This window comes from Streptomyces sp. NPDC048565 (assembly GCF_040650935.1).
Classification (GTDB): domain Bacteria; phylum Actinomycetota; class Actinomycetes; order Streptomycetales; family Streptomycetaceae; genus Streptomyces.
Genome location: NZ_JBEZIH010000023.1, coordinates 79,833 through 98,117, shown reverse-complemented (window position 1 = coordinate 98,117; position 18,285 = coordinate 79,833). Strand labels below are relative to the sequence as shown.

At 70.3% G+C, this 18,285-nt stretch carries 19 protein-coding genes and 1 pseudogene; 10 read left to right on the top strand and 10 right to left on the bottom strand.

Going from position 1 to position 18,285, the window contains the following annotated elements; translation table 11 throughout:
- Positions 1 to 56: 56 nt before the first annotated feature.
- The gene (locus tag AB0C75_RS25910) at positions 57 to 377 is read left to right on the top strand and encodes a hypothetical protein (protein WP_362894095.1); all 321 of its coding nucleotides are present in this window, start codon (positions 57 to 59) and stop codon (positions 375 to 377) included.
- Between the two features lie 339 nt (positions 378 to 716).
- On the opposite strand, the gene AB0C75_RS25905 is transcribed toward AB0C75_RS25910, so the two are convergent.
- From AB0C75_RS25905 to AB0C75_RS25885, 5 genes and pseudogenes are all read right to left on the bottom strand, one after another.
- Positions 717 to 1,052 carry a YnfA family protein gene (locus tag AB0C75_RS25905; RefSeq protein WP_362894094.1) on the bottom strand — a complete coding sequence of 112 codons (336 nt, stop codon included), beginning with the start codon at positions 1,050 to 1,052 and terminating at the stop codon, positions 717 to 719.
- Positions 1,053 to 1,095: 43 nt separating this feature from the next.
- Positions 1,096 to 1,893 carry a MerR family transcriptional regulator gene (locus AB0C75_RS25900; protein ID WP_362894093.1) on the bottom strand — a complete coding sequence of 266 codons (798 nt, stop codon included), beginning with the start codon at positions 1,891 to 1,893 and terminating at the stop codon, positions 1,096 to 1,098.
- Between the two features lie 247 nt (positions 1,894 to 2,140).
- Positions 2,141 to 2,765, bottom strand: a pseudogene (locus AB0C75_RS25895) (cation transporter).
- The gene (locus tag AB0C75_RS25890; protein ID WP_362894092.1) at positions 2,766 to 3,098 is read right to left on the bottom strand and encodes a metalloregulator ArsR/SmtB family transcription factor; all 333 of its coding nucleotides are present in this window, start codon (positions 3,096 to 3,098) and stop codon (positions 2,766 to 2,768) included.
- The gene (locus AB0C75_RS25885; RefSeq protein ID WP_362894091.1) at positions 3,095 to 4,432 is read right to left on the bottom strand and encodes a hypothetical protein; all 1,338 of its coding nucleotides are present in this window, start codon (positions 4,430 to 4,432) and stop codon (positions 3,095 to 3,097) included. Before AB0C75_RS25885 ends, AB0C75_RS25890 begins: the two co-directional genes overlap by 4 nt.
- Before the next feature lie 563 nt (positions 4,433 to 4,995).
- On the opposite strand from AB0C75_RS25885, the gene AB0C75_RS25880 reads away from it, so the two are divergent.
- From AB0C75_RS25880 to AB0C75_RS25870, 3 genes are read left to right on the top strand one after another with little or no spacing between them, the layout of a single operon-like run.
- Positions 4,996 to 5,544 carry a sigma-70 family RNA polymerase sigma factor gene (locus tag AB0C75_RS25880; protein ID WP_362894090.1) on the top strand — a complete coding sequence of 183 codons (549 nt, stop codon included), beginning with the start codon at positions 4,996 to 4,998 and terminating at the stop codon, positions 5,542 to 5,544.
- On the top strand, positions 5,541 to 6,212 hold the full coding sequence (locus tag AB0C75_RS25875; protein WP_362894089.1) for a hypothetical protein: 672 nt from the start codon (positions 5,541 to 5,543) through the stop codon (positions 6,210 to 6,212). Before AB0C75_RS25880 ends, AB0C75_RS25875 begins: the two co-directional genes overlap by 4 nt.
- A 44-nt stretch (positions 6,213 to 6,256) precedes the next feature.
- Positions 6,257 to 6,463, top strand: coding sequence for a hypothetical protein (locus tag AB0C75_RS25870; protein WP_362894088.1), 207 nt, complete (start codon positions 6,257 to 6,259; stop codon positions 6,461 to 6,463).
- Positions 6,464 to 6,573: 110 nt separating this feature from the next.
- Here the strand turns inward: AB0C75_RS25870 and AB0C75_RS25865 are convergent, their stop codons facing one another.
- Positions 6,574 to 7,407: a transposase family protein gene (locus tag AB0C75_RS25865; protein WP_362894087.1), complete on the bottom strand. Its 834-nt coding sequence runs from the start codon at positions 7,405 to 7,407 to the stop codon at positions 6,574 to 6,576.
- A gap of 137 nt (positions 7,408 to 7,544) precedes the next feature.
- On the opposite strand from AB0C75_RS25865, the gene AB0C75_RS25860 reads away from it, so the two are divergent.
- Complete coding sequence (locus tag AB0C75_RS25860) at positions 7,545 to 8,615, top strand: protein kinase family protein (protein WP_362894086.1); 1,071 nt, start codon at positions 7,545 to 7,547, stop codon at positions 8,613 to 8,615.
- Positions 8,616 to 8,629: 14 nt separating this feature from the next.
- Here AB0C75_RS25860 and AB0C75_RS25855 read toward each other — a convergent pair whose 3' ends face one another.
- The 4 genes from AB0C75_RS25855 to AB0C75_RS25840 all read right to left on the bottom strand — a co-directional run bounded on the left by AB0C75_RS25855 (position 8,630) and on the right by AB0C75_RS25840 (position 12,408).
- On the bottom strand, positions 8,630 to 9,082 hold the full coding sequence (locus tag AB0C75_RS25855; RefSeq protein ID WP_362894085.1) for a hypothetical protein: 453 nt from the start codon (positions 9,080 to 9,082) through the stop codon (positions 8,630 to 8,632).
- 188 nt (positions 9,083 to 9,270) lie between these two features.
- Positions 9,271 to 9,795 (bottom strand): hypothetical protein, encoded by a 525-nt coding sequence (locus AB0C75_RS25850; RefSeq protein ID WP_362894148.1) that lies wholly within the window; start codon positions 9,793 to 9,795, stop codon positions 9,271 to 9,273.
- A 119-nt stretch (positions 9,796 to 9,914) separates the two neighbouring features.
- Positions 9,915 to 11,966 carry a hypothetical protein gene (locus AB0C75_RS25845; protein ID WP_362894084.1) on the bottom strand — a complete coding sequence of 684 codons (2,052 nt, stop codon included), beginning with the start codon at positions 11,964 to 11,966 and terminating at the stop codon, positions 9,915 to 9,917.
- A 115-nt stretch (positions 11,967 to 12,081) separates the two neighbouring features.
- Entirely contained in the window at positions 12,082 to 12,408 is a 327-nt protein-coding gene (locus AB0C75_RS25840; RefSeq protein ID WP_362894083.1) for a metalloregulator ArsR/SmtB family transcription factor, read from the bottom strand.
- Positions 12,409 to 12,550: 142 nt separating this feature from the next.
- Between AB0C75_RS25840 and AB0C75_RS25835 the strand changes: the two genes are divergently transcribed.
- From AB0C75_RS25835 to AB0C75_RS25815, 5 genes are all read left to right on the top strand, one after another.
- Positions 12,551 to 13,744: an MFS transporter gene (locus AB0C75_RS25835; protein ID WP_362894082.1), complete on the top strand. Its 1,194-nt coding sequence runs from the start codon at positions 12,551 to 12,553 to the stop codon at positions 13,742 to 13,744.
- 68 nt (positions 13,745 to 13,812) lie between these two features.
- Positions 13,813 to 15,483 (top strand): Hint domain-containing protein, encoded by a 1,671-nt coding sequence (locus tag AB0C75_RS25830; RefSeq protein WP_362894081.1) that lies wholly within the window; start codon positions 13,813 to 13,815, stop codon positions 15,481 to 15,483.
- Positions 15,480 to 16,424 (top strand): hypothetical protein, encoded by a 945-nt coding sequence (locus AB0C75_RS25825; protein WP_362894080.1) that lies wholly within the window; start codon positions 15,480 to 15,482, stop codon positions 16,422 to 16,424. Before AB0C75_RS25830 ends, AB0C75_RS25825 begins: the two co-directional genes overlap by 4 nt.
- Positions 16,425 to 16,577: 153 nt before the next feature.
- Positions 16,578 to 17,021: a hypothetical protein gene (locus AB0C75_RS25820; RefSeq protein ID WP_362894079.1), complete on the top strand. Its 444-nt coding sequence runs from the start codon at positions 16,578 to 16,580 to the stop codon at positions 17,019 to 17,021.
- A gap of 31 nt (positions 17,022 to 17,052) precedes the next feature.
- Positions 17,053 to 18,237 carry a hypothetical protein gene (locus AB0C75_RS25815; RefSeq protein WP_362894078.1) on the top strand — a complete coding sequence of 395 codons (1,185 nt, stop codon included), beginning with the start codon at positions 17,053 to 17,055 and terminating at the stop codon, positions 18,235 to 18,237.
- Positions 18,238 to 18,285 lie beyond the last annotated feature (48 nt).

Below are 18,285 nucleotides of genomic sequence, written 5' to 3'. Positions count from 1 at the left end.
CGCTGCCAGGTGACCCCCGCAGCGCGGCGGTCGGGCGACACGCGGCCACCGCCGCGTTGCCCGCGTACGGGCTCCGCTCCCACGCCTGGCCGGTCACGCACGCCGTCACCGAACTCATCGCCGTCAACGCGGCGCTGACCCCCGGCCGCGAGCTCTACCTCTCGCTCCGCCACCGCGACAGCGCCCTCCGCATCGTCGTCTGGGACCAGCACCCACGACACGCCGACCCGGACACCCGCGCCCTCTGCGAGGCCCGGCGCAGTACCGCCCTGTGGCTGCTGGCGGCCGTCGTCGACGACTGGGGCGGCGAGTGGGGCAGCGGCGAGGCCCGGCCGCCCCAGCAGGGGGTGAAGTCCTGGGTCCTCCTCCCGCAGTGACGTCCCGCAGTGACGTCGGCGGCTGCACGGGTGCGCGCCGCGGGCGCGCCTACCTCCGGGCGGCGCCCGGCCGCCGTACAACGCGAGGTGATGGGGAGGTTGAGGACGAGCGGAGATCCCGTATGCCCGTTATCGCCGTCCGGAACCCCTGCCCCATCGAGCACCAGGGCCGGGCTACGTCGATGAGCCTCCCTGGGCCGAGGGAGGACAGTGCAGTAGGTGGATGCGCAGACGCTCGGCGTCCAGGGACGGTGGAACGGCACCGGCCATCATGCGGCGGGCCGGCTGAGGCGAGTGACAGCGACTCGCGCGGCAGCGGTGACGGGCTGCCGGCGGGTGTCAGTTGCCGCGGGGGACGTACATGATCACGGCCATGCCGGCGAGGCAGATCAACGCACCGATGATGTCGAAACGGTCGGGCCGGTAGCCGTCGGCGACCACGCCCCAGGCGATCGACCCCGCGACGAAGATGCCGCCGTACGCAGCCAGGATGCGTCCGAAGTTGTCGTCGCTCTGGAAGGTGGCCACGACGCCGTAGAGGCCCAGGGCGATCACGCCGGCGCCGACCCAGATCCACCCCTTGTGCTCGCGGATGCCCTGCCAGACCAGCCAGGCCCCTCCGATCTCGAACAGGGCTGCGACGACGAACAGGGCGAAGGAGCGGGCGACGAGCACAGCAGCAGTCTTTCCGGCAGAGGGCGTTGAGGCGTAGGGGGAGTCAGGCGGCAGTGCCGAACAGGTCGGCGAGCTGTTCCGTGCCTTCGGCTGGCGCCCGGACCTCCAGGAGGAGGCGGGGTCCTGCGAGGTGGAGGTGGAAGTCGAAGAAGGGGCAGCACTGTTGCTCGGAGGCCGCGAGCCCCGCGACCTCGCCGGCCCGGTCGGCGGGCAAGGTCAGCCGTATACCGTCGGCGATGGGGGTTCGGTCACCTCCGTCGAGAACCCGGTGCCACTGCTCGGCCCGCTCGCTGGTGCTGTCGGTGGTGCCGGTGCCGTCGCCGCTCAGTGAGCAGGCGACGGGGGCGGCCCGCCAGCGTTCCTCCTGCTCCGCTGCTGCCTTGCGGTTGTTGCTGAGCCGCACATCGACAGGGGCCGCCACCGCCGGCGGCTGTGCCGAGAGGGGGCCGCACTCCGGGTCGCATCGGTCTGCACGGGCGGGTAGTGCGTCGAGGTGGTCCAGTGCGGCATGCAGGGAGGCGGCGAACGCGGTCAGTTCCTCGACGCGATGTTCGGCCTCGTCCAGGCGCGCGGCGATGCGGGGTCGAAGGTCGGCCCTCACCTCGTGGCAAGCGCCGTTCTCCCGGACGGTGAGCAGCTCGGCGATCTCGTCCAGTGGCAGACCGAGGTGCTTGGCAGCGCCGATGAAGGCCAGCCGCTCCACGGCGCCTTCGTCGTAGGACCGGTAGCCGGCCGGGGTCCGGCCGGCCGTCAGCAGGCCTGCGCCTTCGTAGAAGCGCAGGGTGGTGGCCGGAACACCGCTGCGTTCTGCCAGCTGGGAGATCCGCATGGTCGTCCGCATGCCTGCAACGTTAAACCTTCCACCCGACTCGAAGGTCAAGCCCGGAGCCCGCACCGTTCTCCCGCGCTCAGGCGTGGCAGCAACCGCAGGTGCTGCGATCCGCAGCTGCCGCTGCCGCTGCCGCTGCCGCTGCTGCCGCTGCCGCCGCAGTCGCCGCAGTCGCTGCCGTCTCCGTCGTCGCCGTCGTCGCCGTCGTCGCCGTCGCTGGCGCGACGGATGGGCCGGGTGCGCCGCAGCGGCCCTTGCCCTACCAGGCGTCGCGGCCTTCCTTGACGGCGATGCCCGCGATGACCAGAGCAGCGATCGGGTCGGCCCAGGACCAGCCGAGCAGCAGGTTGGTCAATAGGCCCACCAGGAGCACGGCGGAGAGGTACGTGCAGAGCAGGGTCTGCTTGGAGTCGGCGACCGCGGAGGCGGAGCCGAGTTCGCGCCCCGCCCTGCGCTGGGCCGCCGACAGGAACGGCATGATCGCCAGCGACAGACCGGCAAGGACGATCCCGGGTATCGAGTGGACGGCCTCGTCGGTGCCGGTCAGTGCGCGTACCGCGTCGACGGCGACGTACAACGCCAGGGCGAAGAAGGAGACGGCGATGATGCGCAGGGTGCGCTGCTCACGGCTGTCGCGGACGGCCTGGTCGCGCGCGGAGAACTGCCAGGCGACGGCTGCGGCGGAGGACACTTCGATGACGGAGTCGAGGCCGAAGCGGATCAGTGCGGTGGAGGAGGCGAGGGCGCCGGCGGTCATCGCGACGACTGCCTCGACGACGTTGTAGGCGATGGTCGCGGCGACGAACAGGCGTATCCGCCGGGTCAGTACGTCACGCCGGGTCAGTACGTCATGCCGGGCCGGGGTCGAGCGACATCGCGGTCATTCAGCAGCACCTCTTCTCGTCCGCGTCCGGGCAGCTCTTGTCCGCCTCGACGGCGACCACGGCCGCGAGCAGGCGATCCAGCGCGTGCCCGAGGCGTGCGTCGGCGAGTTCGTACCTGGTGCGCCGCCCGTCGGGAGCGGTCACGACCAGACCGCAGTCGCGCAGGCACGCCAGGTGGTTCGACAGTCGGGTACGCGAGATCTCCAGGGCGTCGGCGAGGTCGGCGGGGTAGGCCGGGGCCTCACGCAGGGCGAGCAGCACGCGGCAGCGGATCGGATCGGCCAGGGCGCGACCGAATCGCGCCAGTACGTCGATGTCAGCGCCTGAATTCACGGGATCGTGAACAGCATGCCGGCGGCGTACGGAGCGGGAGCGGCAGTGAGAGGTGGAGTGGGGGGTTGAGGACGGGTGGGTGACCTAAATGTGATGGTTTGTGCGTCTCTAATCCCCCTTCGGGTGCGCCCTGGCGCCCGCGCTGCGGTCGCCAGGGCGGCGCGGATCTCGGTGAGCATGCGGTCGGGGGCGCGGAACACCGTCGCGGCGGGGAAACGGAGGATCAGCCGTACGCCGGGGCACGCGCTCAGCGCGTTGAAGCGGTCCAGGTCACGGCGGTGCGCCTCGCGGGTGCCGTGGTAGGCGTAACCCTCGATCTCCACCACCACACCCTCGCGCAGGAAGAGGAAGTCGGCCCGGATCCGCCGGCCCGCCGGAGTCAGCAGCTCCGCCTGGCTGACCGGGTGCAGACCGGCGTCGTGCATCCGGAGGCGGGCCACCGTCTCCGCGGGTGAGGCGCTCTGTGGGTCGGCCAGTGCGAGCCACTTCTCGGCCCGTGCCGCGTGTCGGTGTCGGCCACCGCCGTCGCCGACACCGCCGTCGCCGACACCGATACAGCCGACTCCGCCGCCGTCGCGCCCGTCGCTGCCGTCGGCACCGTCGCGCCCGTCGCTGCCGCCGACACCGCCGTCGTCGATGGCACCGGTACAGCCGCCCCCACTGCCACCGGCGCCGCTGGCACCGCCACCGCGGTCAAGTGGGTGGGGCGCAGACGTGGGCGTGGGTGGGGGTAGGGGCTCGGGTGGGGAGTCTGGTGCGGGTGCGGGTGCGGGTGCGGGTGCGGGTGCAGGTGCAGGTGTGGGTTGTGTCGCCAAGGTTGTGGCCAGGGTGTCGGGGGTGAGCAGGCGTGAGCGGCGGGTTCCGTTCATCGTGCGGGTGCTCAGGGCTGAGTCCACGGCGACCAGTGCCTCATCCCTCGGGCCGGAGAGGAGTAGGTCGTGCAGGGTGCGTAGTGGGGTGGTGGCCCGGAACCCGCGGCGGGTGCAGGTGTCGGACGGGGTGAGGGGGAAGCGGTGCACGATGAAGCCGTGGCGTCGGGTGGTGGGGGAGTCCGCGTCGGTGAACTCCACTTCCTCGCGGAGGAGTTCGATCTGGTGGAGCGAGGCTGCTCCGCGGTGGCTGAGGGTGAGTGTGGGATGCAGTATCTGTACGGCGCGGGCCTTCAGCCAGGGCGTCAGCTCCATGCCCGGTGCCGCCCAGGCCCCGCGCAGGAGGTGCTGCCAGCCCTGTGCGTTGAGCGACCGGTTCAGGCGCCGTGGCGGCAGACCGGCCGCGATGGTTTCCCGGGTGAGCAGGATGCCTCGATGGGCGAAGTGCTGAAGGTCTTTCGTCATGGGGAGAGGATGCGCCGGGCGTGGGATTGCCGCTTGGGCCTGTGGATAACTTTCGTTTTGCGGGAGTGCGGGCAGTGGTTGTGGGGTGTGGGCTGTGCCACAACTGGTGGGTGGGGCGGTGGTCGTTCGGGTGGGCGGTTTGCGGGTTACGCCTGCTCACGCATGCTGCGATGGGGCTGACGGCTGGTGTGGATCTTGCGCTTGGTTGTCGAATGAGCACGTCCGGTAATTTTTTCTGACCGCGAATGAGTCCTATGGGCCCGGATTCGCTTGAGTGGGACCCAAGAAGCCGACCTGGCCGCAAACGCCGGCAGTTGGTGCCCCCGCAACCAAGAGGAATCCCGTGAAGAGTGCTGTGCTGCCCACCAGAGCGCCGCGTGCCGGAGGTCCCCATGCGCGATGACCACCTTCGGGATCAACTTCAGGATCACCTTCGGGACCACCTTCGGGACCACCTCCGTGACGGGGTCCGTGACGGGGTCCGCGACCAGGTCCGTGCCGAGGCCTATGCCGACGTCCGGGGGAGCGGGAGGCCCTCGGGTGGCAGGGGCAGGGGGCGCGACGTGGACGAGCCGTTAGCGCTGCCGCTGGACTTCGAGGCGTTCGTCCTCAGCCATCAGCAGTTCTTCCACGCGTACGCGGAGCTCCACTGCGGCAGCAGGTCCGCCGCCGAAAGCGTCGTCCACGAGGTCTTCCTGGAGATCCATGCGGTATGGGACGGGCTGCTCCAGGAGGACGAGCTGGAGCGGCGGACCCTCGCGGTGCTGCACCGTCATGTCACGCGGCGGCTGGCGCGGGAGGGCAGGGATCCGGCGTACATCATCAACGGGCCGATCGAACAGCATCTCCGGGCGCTGCGAGGCGAGCTGGAACTCGCCGAGAGCCGCATCGGTCTGTACGAGGCGATCTCCGAACTGCCCGTCCGGCAGTACACGGTGATCGTCCTGCGCTACCTCCTGGGCTATCCGACCAGCCGGATCGCCCGCTTCATGAGCCTGGACGACCGCACCGTGAACTACCACTGCCGCAGGGCGAAGGAGCGCCTGAGCAGAAAACTGGGACTGCCCGTACGCACCACCCGGGTCAAGCAGGGAGATGAGGGAGGACAGTGACCGCAGCGACCAGCACCACGATCGACGACGCCCTGGAACGGGCACGCGTCACCGTCACGGAGTCCGCGGAATTCGACGTGGGTGCCGCACTGCGCCGGCTGGCAGCCGACGCGGGCCGGTCCGCGCCGGCGACCGACACCGCTAGGGCCGCGCAGGCAGGGCACCGGCTGACCACCGTCTGCCGGTGGATGATCAACGCGCCCGGCGCGGCGGGGCATATCGACAGACTCGCCGTGCCGCTGCCGGAGACGACGTTCGACGTCGAAGGGGCCGCCGTCTTCGCTTGCCTCCTCCGTCTGACGGGGCATCCGCACAGTGCCCAGTTCTGGTGGCAGCTCTCGGCCGGGGCGGGACACCGGGTGTCCGCTTACTGCCTGCACCTTCATCACCTGTCCCTCGGGGAGAGCCGCGAGGCCGCGCACTGGCGGTACGAGGTCACCGACGCGCGCTCCGGCACCGAGAGCGCCGAGAGCATTGATGACGTGCTCCTGGGGTGCCTGGAAACGGTCGCCACGTATGTACGGAAGAACGGCTCGGACGCCAGTACGCCGCCCACCGGGCTGCTGGAGATGGAGGTGGACCGGCTGGCGGGGGACGGCAGTAACCCGATACTGAGCCGCCCCGACCGCCGCCTGGCCGATCACCTGCGCGACTTCACGAGCCGCTGATGCGGGACATGCGGAATGTGCGGGACATGCGGGAGGCGTGTGAGGTGCGGGAGGTCTTGGAGGTGCGGGACACGCGGAACGTGCGGGAGGTGCGCCCGCCCCTTGCCCCGGCCGGGCGGCGGCGTCCTCTGCGGCAGTGGGCCCACTCCCAGCGGCGGGCGGCGGCAGGCCACTTCGTGCGCGGGTTGTGCTACGGGGCGGGACTGCTCACCGCAAGCCTGGCCGGGCTCTGGATCCAGCAGTATCTGTGAACTGAACTGAGCCTCCGCCAACTTGAAGTCGCAGGTCAACGGACTGGTATGACCGGTCCCTGGGGTACTCATGCTGGTCGTGGGCGGAAGTCCACGATGAATATCATCCGTCAGCGGTTGACTTCGAGGTTCGTCAAGACGAGCAGGGCTCGCAGGAGCTGGGTGGCGCGGTCGGGGTCGGTGCGGAGCTTGGTGAGGATCCGCCAGTTCTTGAGGTGGGCGAAGCCGTGCTCGACCGGCGCGCGTCCGACGGCGAGGACGCGGTTGGCTTCCTTCTCGCCTGTAGTGAGTTTGTGGGTGCGGCTGGCGGCGTAGCCGGTGACGATCGCGGGGTCGAGGATGTCGTTGTCCAGGCCGCGGAAGCCGAGGTCGGCCAGCGCTCCGAGGCCGGCGGCGCGCAGGTGGGCCTGGATGTGGTCGTGGCGGGCGGCGGTGTTGTCGTGGGTGCGGCCAGGCCGCGCGGCGGATATCCAGATCAGGCGCCCGTTCTCGTCGGTCAGGGCGAGGAAGTGCGGGCCATGAGTTCGGTGCTTGCCGGAGTAGTTCCGCCGGTCGGCCTTGCCGGTGCGGCGTCTGGTGCGGATGAGGGTGCCGTCGATCAGGACCACCTCCCCGCCCTGCCTGGCGATCTTCATCACGGCGCGGTCCAGGCGCGGGGCCTGGGCGGCGAGCAGCCCGATCAGCTCGTCCCGCCAGCGGCGGACCGTGGACTCGGACACGTCGTTTCCGCCGGCCATGTCGGCCAGGCGCTGGTCGTGACGCAGCACGGCCAGGACGATAACCGCGATCTTCCCGGGCGGCAGGATCCGCCACCGGGACCGAATCGTCTTCAGATGACGCCGTAGCAGGTCGGCGAGGTGGTTGACGGTGCGCGTGGACAGAGGCAGACGGCACTGGTAAGTGAGTGCGCAGGATTTGTCGGCAGGCTCTTCGGTTTTCGCCACACAGCCTCAACGGCATCCGGAGGGCTTCCAGTTACGCCACATCTCGCCGGCCCCGACGTGGGAGAGTGACCTTTGGCCGCGTCCCGGTGTCTGCCGAAGCCGTTGAACAAGAGCGGGGCACGATTGTGGAGGCGTGAGTGAAGGGCCCTGATACGTCCCGCGATGCTCGTCTGGCCGCCCACGGCGCCGTTTCCACATCGCTGGCGCTGCGCAGTGACCACAGTCTGCGCAAGTTCGTCGACGCCGGAGCACCGCTGGGGTCAGGCATCGGCGGGAAGACGGTTCTGCTGGAGGTCGAGGGAAGCCAGGTCTTCGTCAAGCAGGTACGGCTGACCGATCTGGAGCGACGGCCGGAGCATGTTCACTCCACCGCGAATTTGTTCGGACTCCCGAGCTTCTGCCACTACGGCATCGGTACCATCGGCGCCCCGGGATTCGGGGCCTGGCGGGAGCTGGCCGCGCACACCATGACGACGAACTGGGTGATCGCCGGAGACCACGAGGGCTTTCCCCTGATGTACCACTGGCGGGTGATCCCGGATTCCGGTCAGCCGCTTCCCGAGGAACTGGCCGATGTAAATCGAGCTGTCGCCTACTGGGGAGGCGGACCAGCGGTACGCCAACGGATCGAAGCTCTCCAGCAGTCCACGGCAAGCCTCGTGCTGTTCCTGGAGTACATCCCGCAGAACCTGCACGACTGGCTGGGCGTCCAGACCGGGGCCGGCGACGAGGCGGCCGAGCGTGCCTGCCGCATGGTCGACGACGAGCTGAAAGCCGGAATCGCGTTCATGAACGACCGCGGGCTTCTGCACTTCGACGCCCACTTCGAGAACATCCTCACCGACGGCCACCGGCTCTTCTTCACCGACTACGGCCTCGCGATCTCCTCACGCTTCGACCTCACACGGGACGAGGCCGACTTCTTCGACCAGCACCGCACCTACGACCAGTGCTACGCCGTCACCCACCTGGTGAACTGGCTGGCCGTCGCTCTCTACGGGTACACGTCGGAAGAACGCAAGGCGTTTGTGAATACGTGCGCCCAAGGGATGCAACCGCAGGGGGTTCCCGCGTCAATCGCGTCCCTCCTTGTCCGATACGCACCGGTCGCCGCGGTGATGGGCAACTTCTATCGCGAGTTTCAGCAGGAGAGCCGAGCAGCTCCCCATCCGCTGACAACGATCTGTCGGATGGAGCGAAGTACGTGATCACCTGCACCCGGTCACAGACGGGTGGCGAACCGGCCGTCGGGTAGCTTCCGCAGCCAGCCGCGGTCGACGAGTCTGACCAGCTTCCCGCGCAGCGGTTCCAGCTTGGCCCGGACGCTGACGTCCACTCCCAGCAACTCGCCGACCTGCCGAGCCATGACCGGTCCCGCGGCCTGCCGCACGGTGGCGAGAATGCGCTGGTAGTCCGGCGGGAGCAGGCTCTCCTCCACATCGGAGGTGCGGTGTGGGATCAGCATGACCGCCCGGTTGCCCACCTGCGCGGGCACCGGCGAGGCCGAGACGCGCACATCAGCGATCTGTTCGCTCACCCGCTCAAGGACTCGTTCGGCGACAGCGAGTTCGTCGCGCTCGGCCCGTACCTCCGTCAGCTGCTTGGCCAGCCGTTCTTCGAGTTGGTCCAGTTCCGCGCGTCGCGCGGTGATCCGTTCCAGCAGCTCGGGATCCATGCACGGATCGTAAATGGCCGCCTGACCCCAGCGAGCAGAAACCAGCGAAACGTCCGGCTCCGTCAGATGATCTACTCCGCAGACAGTCGCCCACGACCAGCACGAGCACCCCGAGAGCCGGTCATACCAGCCCTTTGACCTGCGACTTCAAGTTGGCGGAGGCTCAGTGGAGTTCATTTCAGCCGCGGCTATTTGATGGTGATCGAACTGACGAAGGCGTCCAGGTCCGCCGAGCTCAGCGCGTCCTTCAGCGCGTTGATGCGGATCGCGAAGGGCACGTCCTTGGAGTCGACACCGGCGACCACGACCCCCGTCATCCGGGTGCCCTTCGCCGGGGTCGAATCCTCGCCCGTCGAGGTGAACTCGTAATCGATCCTGCGTGCTTCACGGGCGCTCTCCTCGCCGGCGAGGCGCACGTCCCGGGTGTCTCCGCGGGTCGCTCCGAGGCCGATCCCGGCTCCCGCGGCGGCGGCCGCCTCACCGGCGTCGCTGACACCCGTGGCGAAGTCCAGCTGCACCGACACCATGCCGGTGCGCGTCCCCTTCTCCACCTTGAGCGCGACCGCGGCGTTGCCCTTACCGCGCGCCGAGGCGGGCTGCGGTGCGTAGCCCTCGTCCTCCGGGTAGCCGACGGACACGCTCCGCGTGTCGAGCGTGCCCCAGCCGTCCGGGACCGCCGCGGCGTCCGTGCCGCCGCAGCCGCCGAGCAGCATCAGGGCGAGGGCGGCGGTGACCGCGGCGGCGGCCGCGCCTGACGCCCTGGATCTCGTCGATCTCGTTGATCTCGTCGATGTCATCGCCTGTTCCGCCCTTCCGTTCTTCCGGTCGTCCGTCACTGTGCGCAGTAGCTGTACGGGAGGTACGCGCGCTTGTCGTCCTGCGGGGCTCCGAGGAACTGCGCGTCCGTCAGTGTCTGTTCCTTGTGCTCGCCGGAGATCGAGAAGCCGAGGCTCATGCCCAGCGAGACCTCGAAGCCGAACTCCTGGGCGTCCGAATCGCCGTGGTACCGCATCGTGCTGGACAGGCCGTCCTCGTACATCAGCTGCTCGAAGGGGTCGCTCCCGCTGGGCTTCTCCTGCGGGGAATGGTCGCCGAACATGTACTCGAAGGGGGCGGTGTTGTTGCCGGAGCCGTCGAGCCACTCCTCGGCGCGGGAGCGCTTCGCCTCGGTGGCCTCGTCGGTGTCCTCGCCGAAGACGACCGAGTTCGTCCGTACCTCGATGCCCGTCTCCCCTGAGGTGTCGGTGACGCTGCCCTTGCCGCCACGCTTGTCCGAGCCCTTCTGGCCGTTGTCGGCGCCGATCTCGGCCTTGTCGGAGGTGGAGGTCTGCTCCACGGTCTGCGTCATGTCGATGCGGACGAGCTTGCCGGTCTTCTGGTCACGGGTGACGGTGACGGCCCCCGTACGGCTGTCCTTGGCGCCGGCCGTGCCGCCCAGCGGGCCCGCGTTGCCGCTCACCTTGCCCTCGAGGTCGAGCTTGGCGGTGTAGGTGTACGACTCGTTGCCGCTGATGTCGTCCTTGGTGATCGTCACCTCAGGCGAGAGCTTCGCCTTGCCGCCCAGCTTGGCTCCGAGCGCGGTTTCGTCGCCCGCCTTGATGGAGAGGCCGCCGTCCGCGTACACGTTGATGCCCAGGGTCGAGTAGGAGATCTTCTTGTCGCCGATCTTCTTCTCGATGTCCTCTTTCTTCTCGGCCCACTTCATGCCGGAGTACCAGCCGCCGCCGTAGCCGCCGCTGTGCTTCATCGAGGTTTCCCACATCTTCATCTCCTCGATGTCGTCCCGCATCCTCTGGGCTTCCGCCTCGCTCTTGAACACCCAGGTGTCACCATTGGTGATCTTGATGCCGCCGCCGATGTCGACGTCTGCCTTGCCCAGACTGCCGAGCTTGACGCCCGGTGTGCTGGCGTTGGCGCCTGCGGAGGCCGCGTCGGTGAACGTCATGTGGACGAGCTTGTCGTTCTCGTCGATCTTCCCGTCCTCGTTCACATCGGTGTCGGCCTGGGTGACCTTCTGCTGGAAGCCGTACTCCTCGCCCCACTCGAACCAGCCGATCTTGACCTTGCCGCCCGCCGTGTCCGAGACGCTGGAGAGCTGGCAGAGCTTGGGCTCGTAGTCGGCGTCGGTCTTCGGCTCCGCCGTGTCGTCCCCGCCCTTCGTGCAGCCGCCGCTCTCGCCGGTGAGCGACGCGATGGCACAGCGGATCCCGTCTCCGATCCGGCCGCCGAGCCCGGCCAGGGAGAGCGCGCCGACCAGCGCGGCCACCAGGACCATGACGCCCAGGTACTCGGTCGCCGTCGCGCCACCGTCGCGCCAGTCGTAGGAGCGGGAGCGGGAGTGGGACTGGGAACGGGAGCGGGAGTGGGACTCGGACTGGGCGTACGTCGCGGGGTACCCGGCGGCTGCGTCGTCGCCGTCCTCCGCCAGGCGGTCCAGGGCCAGTCCCACTGCGGCGCCCGTGACCACGGTGACCGCGGGCATCAGGAGGCCCTCGCTGTCCACCACGTCCCGCGCCACGGCGTAGCCGTACGCCAGTCCGGCGACGGGGACGGCGAGCGCGCCGAGGAGATACAGGAAGCGGGAGGCGCGCTGGCGGGCGGGAAGGGTGCGGGCGGCCGCCAGGACCGTCAGGACGGTCACGGCGACGTTGGGCAGGTGCAGCAGGGCCAGCCGCCAGCCGAACGTTTCGAGCCGTTCGTCGGTGGCGAGGGTCTCGACGAGCGTCCGGGCCATCAGGAGCGCGGTGAGGACGTAGACGAGGGCGCCGACCGCCCAGCTCCGGCTCAGGGGGAAGAACCAGCCGCCCCCGCCGCCGCCCGGTCTGACGCTGCCCGGTGGTGTACGGCTCGTGCCCCCGTCTTCCCAGCCCCCGTCACCGTGCACGGTCTCACCCTCCCGCCGACGTCTGCTGTGTTGGCTCCAGAGGGTGAATGTACGGGCGAGTCACGCGTCCTGCCTGGGCCCTTGGTCCCAAAGACGGGCCCAAAACGGGCGGCTGTCAGCCGTGTGCGGGCATGCGGCGGGCTCCGTTCAGTACGGAGTCGAGCAGCTGCGGGAAGAGCGCGTCCAGGTCGTCGCGGCGCAGTCGCACCAGCCGGGACCTGCCCTGGACGGTGGTCCAGGTGATGCCCGCCTCGCGCAGCACCCGGTAGTGGTGGGACAGCGTCGTCTGGTGGACGTTCAGGTCGCGGCCGAGGGCGACGCAGGTCTCCTCGCCTGTCACGGCGAGCCGTTGGACGATTTCCAGCCTCACCGGGTCGGCCAGCGCCCGCAGTACGTCCACCATCCGGATCGCCTCGGCCGCCGGCTGGGACACCTCGCGCATCTCATCGCTCCGTCCGTCTCGGAACCCCAGCCTACCCACTGGGCCGACTCATTCATTGATGCATGGACAAGCGTCCATTAGTTCTCTACAGTGCCGCTCACTCACTCTCCGCAGGCAGTGCTCCTGAAGGGCGGCACCACCCATGCTGAAGCGACTACTCCCCCTGGCCGTGGCGACGTTCGCCGTCGGCACCGATGGCTACGTCATCGCGGGCCTGCTCCCCTCCATCGCCGCCGACCTGGATGTCTCCACCTCGGCGGCCGGTCAGCTGGTGACGGTCTTCGCCCTCACGATGGCTCTGTCCGCGCCGGTCATGGGGGCGCTCACCAGCGCCCTGGACCGGCGGTCGGCGCTGCTGATCGCGCTGGGTGTGTTCGTGGCCGGCAACGCCGCGACGGCGTTAGGGACCAGCTATACGGCGGTGATGGCCGCCCGCGTCGTCACCGCTGTCGGATCGGGGGTCATCACCTCGGCCGCCTCCAGCACCGCGGCAGCCGTCGCGGTGCCCGAACGCCGGGGCAGGGCCCTCGCCTTCGTCCTGGGCGGCCTGTCCCTGGCCACCGCGCTCGGGATGCCGCTCGGCACGCTGATCGGCCGTACCGACTGGCACATCACCCTCTGGGCCGTCGCGGGGATCGGTCTGGTGGCGGCGGCCGGTATCGCCGTCGGCCTCCCCGAAGTACGGCTGCCCGCCGCCTCGTTGCCCGAGCGGCTGCGTCCGCTCAAGCAGGGACGAACCCTGGCGCTGCTGGCGGTGACCACCCTCGCCTTCCTCGGTGCCTACACCCTCTACACCTACATCAGCCCGGCCCTCGACCACGCGACCGATGGCCGGAAACCGCTGCTCACGCTGGTCCTGCTGGCCTGGGGTGCCGGCGTCCTGGCCGGGACCTTCGCCGCGGGACGACTCGTCGACCGCCATGACCCGGGCCGCGTCCTCACCGGCGCCCTCGCCCTCGCCGTCGTGGCCCTGGCGCTGACCCCGTCGGCGACCCGCGCCCTCTGGCCTGCCCTGGTCTGGGCCCTGGTCTGGGGCGTGGCCGTCGGCGTCGTCGCCGTACCGCAGCAGCTCCGGCTCATCGCGCTGAGCCCCGCCGCGGCGCCGGTCCTGCTCGGCCTGAACTCCTCGGCGCTTTCCCTCGGTGTCGCACTCGGCGGCGGACTCGGCGGGCTGGCCCAGGAGTGGCCCGGGCTCTCCCCGGCCGAACTGGGCCTGCCTGCCGCGGGCGTCACCGCCGCGGCCCTCCTCTGGCACCTGGGTACCCGCAGGGCCTTTTTGGGTACGAAGGGCGAGGGTTTGGGCCTGCGGGCCCAAGACCGCGTCAATGTCCGGTAGTTAGCGTCGCCGGTATGACTGGTCGGGGGGTTGCGCGTCGTCGGGTGCGCCGCCGGCCGCGGTATGGGATGCCGCGGACCGGGGTGCGTCTGCTGGGGCTGCGACGCTCGCGTGGGGGACAGCGCGGTCAGGGCGCGATCGAGTACATCGGTCTGGTCATGGTCGTCGCGGCGATCGTCGGTGCGCTGGTCGCCACGGGGATCGGCGCGGAACTGTCCGAGAAGATCAGTGCGCAGGTCTGCCGGGTCACCGGCGGCGACGACTGCGGCGGCCGGAACCCCGGGGCACAGGGGGCCCCGGGGGACGGCCTGCCGCTGTCCGACGACGGGACCCCCAAGTCCTCGTCGCAGATCGACTACGACGCCGCGCTGAAGGAGCTCCAGGACGCGCAGAAGGCGGAGGAGACCAGCTCGGACAAGGCGCTGGAGGCGGCGAGGGAACTCGCCGAGATCCTGGCCGACGAGCTGGGGATCACCGACGCCCTGGACTGCATCACCAAGGGCGACATGGGCGCCTGCACGGAGACGCTGATCAATGTGCTGCTGAGCCTGATCGGGGGCGCGGTCGGGAAGCTCGCGGCGAAGTACGGGGCGCCGTGGAAGTGGAAGAAGGCCGTCAAGCTCATCAAGGCGCTCAAGAAGCACGGCGGTGACCTGTACGACGGGCTGAAGGGCCTGATCAAGAACCGCAAGAAGGTCAAGGAAGCGGAGAAGGAGCTCGCCGGCGCGCGCAAGAAGCTCGACGCCGAGAAGAAGAAGCCTGCCAAGAAGGACGGGAAGAGCGACGGGAAGAGCGACGGGAAGAGCGACGGGAAGGGCGACGAGCCCGACAGCAAGCCCGCCTCCTGTCTCGTCGGCCACAGCTTCCCGTCCGGCACGCCGGTGCTGCTCGCCGATGGCGAGCGGCGTCCCATCGAGTCCCTGCGGACCGGGGACGGAGTGCTCGCCACCGACCCGGTGCGCGGTGTCACCCAGGTGCGGCGCGTGACGGAGACCTTCACGACGTACGACGACAAGCAGTTCACCCGGCTGACCACTTCGGCGGGCCGGATCACGGCCACCGACACCCACCCCTTCTGGCTCACGGGGGGCGGAAGGGGCGGGAAAATCGCGCCGGACTGGGTGGACGCCGGCGACATCGCGGTCGGAGAACGGCTCCGACTGCCCGGCGGTACCTCGCTCGTGGTGACGGGGGTGTCCCGCTACACGGAGCGGCGGACCACGCACGACCTGACCGTCGAGGGCATCCACACCTACTACGTGGGTGTGGGTGCGGCCGGCGCGCTGGTGCACAACAACGACTGCGAGTTCGAGACCGATCCGAGCGTCAGCGGCCCCGCCGCGGGCAAGAAGCTCAAGCCCCCGCATCCGCGGCACACCGTCACCGGCGCGAAGAACGGCATGGTGAAGGAGAAGAACACCGTCATCCTCAAGGGCAACGAGGCCGACATCCAGAGCGACATCAAGGGCATCGCGGAAGGCAAGGCCAAGCTCGTCGACAACGGCAGCGCCTATGAGATCGACGGGCGCAAGTACGGGGTCGAGGCGAACGGCCGTACCTTCCCGATCTCGGGCAAGGGCCTCGTGGAACTCGACAGGAACGAGTACGCGGCGCTCAAGGAGATCGCCAAGGCGGGCGGCAAGACCGATTCGCCCGCTTTGACAAGGAACCCCCGCTTTGCCGACCATCCAGAGGTGGTCGAGAAGGCCAAGAAGGTTTACGACGGGACATATTCGTGACGGCGTTCTACGACTTTCTGACCGTGCGCCGGCCCGCGCCGCCCGCCATGGCCGCAGCCCTGGCAGGACTGCTGGGGGTGGAGAACCGGTACGTGGACGTCGCCGACGAGGACACCGGGCAGACGGACGAGCGCGACTGGGATGCTCCGGTGCTCTGCACGCACCGTTCCGTGGCGGGAGACCTGGCCGCCTCCTGGGACATCTCCGTGTCGGACGCGGTACGCACGCCGCCGACCGAGGCCGATGCGGCGCTGAGGCTCGCGGTGCGGCTCGGTACGACGGTCCTGTACTCCGCGCGGGAACAGCCGCCATCGGCGTACTGGGCGGCGGGCCCCGACGGCACGGTCGCACGGGCGCGGGTGCTGGAAGGCGGAGCGGAAGGCGGCGCTGCCGGGGGCGCGGACGGCGCCGCGTCAGGGGATGCGTACGGGGGAGCGGATGACGGCCCCCCGGTCCTCGTGGTGGATCAGGTCGAGGCCGCCATGGAGCAGCTCCCCGCCGCCCGGGTCGGGGTGATCGGCGAGATCCTGCACCAGGACCGGGTGGACACCCCGGTGGCCGACGCCTTCGCCACCGCGACCGATCCGCACGGCGACGCCCCGCCCGCCGGCACGGTGAACCGCGCCCGCGAGGCGCTGTTGCTCTGGGAGCGGCTGGTGCGCCGGCTCGACACCGGGTGGCCGCCGGACGGACGCTATCCCTTCGAGCTGTATGTCGAGGATCTGCGCACCCGGGAACGCCTGAGCGCGCTGGCCGAGATCGCCGGAGCGGAACGCGAGCCCCTCGTCAGGGCCGTGGCGGAGCTCGACGAGCTGTTCCGGCGCGGCACCGAGGACGACGCGGGTGCGCTGCTCGGGGGCCTCACCCGGTCGGGTTCGGCGGTCGCCGGACGTGGCTGGTGGTGGCACCGCCGACCGGCGAAGCCGCCCTGGGACAGCTGACCGCGCCTGATCCGAACGAAGGCCCGTCTTGGGCCCCTGGGCCCAAGACGGGCTGCCGCCGTACCTCTAGCGTCTGCGCTGAAAGTGATCGACGCCCGTCCCGGCGCACCCCCCACGGCGCCGGGCCGGGCCGCAAACGGAGGGTGACGGCGCGTGCCGACGGCTGAACAACTGGGCCTGACCGATGAGGAGTCCCGCCTCCTCCAACAGGGGCTGATGGAGTGGTGCGGTCCAGCCCGCTGTACGGAGGAGTTCGCCGTGGCCATGGGCTTCGACGGCGCCCAGGACCTGAGCCGCCGTTCCATGACGATCTGCGGCGACCTGGCACAGCACGGGGAACTGGCGGCCATGGACTGGGCGCGTGCCCTGCTCGCGACCGAGCTGGCCTTCGTCAGCGAGGTGGTCGGCTCGGGGTACCAGTGGTCCACCACGACCGGCTGGCCCGACGACCACACCCTGCGCGTCCTGCGCTCGGTACAGCTCAAGCTCATCCGCACCGTCGCCCCGCTGGTCGGCCGGGGGCTCGGCACCCGGGACCTCCCGCGTGTGGAGGTACTACGGGCCGGCGGAGCGCCGCCGCCCGGCCCGGCTTGGTGACCCGCACGGCGGCGGGCACATAATCGGCCCCATGCCCGATCAGCAGACGCGTCCCCGCCCGGCGGCGCCCGGTACCCCCAGCACCCCGCGCGTCAGGTCCCTGCTCACCGCCGCCGTGCCCGCCCTGGGCGCCTACGCGGCGGTCAGGGCCGTCGGGCTCCTCGTCTTCTGGGTATCGGCGTCGGCCGCGGGGAAGGACGCCCTGCATCTGCTGGGCGGGCGCTGGGACTCCGTCTGGTACCAGCGGATCGCCGAGAACGGCTACGGGTGGAGCGTCACACTCCCGGACGGCGGCGTCCACTCCGACCTGGCCTTCTTCCCGCTCCTGCCCGCCCTGGAGCGGGGCCTGGCCATGGTCACCCCGTTCACCGTGCACGGCGCCGGGATCGCCGTCGCCTGGCTGGCGGGGCTCCTCGCGGCCTGGGGGATCTTCGCGGTCGGGGCGCGGCTGTACGGGCCACGGGCCGGGGTGCTGCTGGCCGCGCTGTGGGGGGCGTACCCGACGGCGTTCGTGCAGTCGATGGCGTACACCGAGACCCTGTTCACCGCGCTCGCCGCCTGGTCGCTGTACGCCGTGCTCAGGGACCGCTGGATCGCCGCGGGCGCGCTGTGCGTGCTCGCCGGGCTGACCAGGCCGTCGGCCGCCGCGCTCATCGCCGCGCTCGCGCTCACGGCCGTGGCCGTCCTCGTACGCGACTGGCGGGCGGGCGACCGGCGTGGCCTGCTGCGCCGGAACGCGCGCATGCTGCTGGGGGTCTGCCTGGCACCGCTGGGATGGCTGGCCTACGTGGTGTTCGTCGCCGTACGGCAGGGCAGCCCCCTCGCCTACTTCGACGTCCAGGCGCAGTGGGGCAACAGCATCGACGGCGGCAGGGCGCTGGCCGTGTTCATCGCCGGTCTTCCGCTGCCCGCAGCGCTCGGGCTCTGCGCCGCGCTGGGACTCCTGGGATGGCTGGTGTTCCTGTGTGTACGGCAGCGGCAGCCGCTGCCCGTGCTGGTGTACGGCGTCGCGGTCGTCCTCATCTCGCTCGTCGGCTCCGGCTACTTCGGCTCCAGGCCGCGCCTGATGATGCCCGCGTTCCCCCTGCTGCTGCCCCCGGCCGTCGCGCTGGCGGGGCTGCGCACGACGGTGCGTACGGGCACGGTCGTCGCCGCGCTGGCCGTCGGTTCCGCCGCCTACGGTGCGTGGACGCTGCTGGGGTCGGGGCCGCCCTGAGTTGGGCCCAGGGACCCACGCGCGAGGAACGCCCGGTTGCTACCGTGC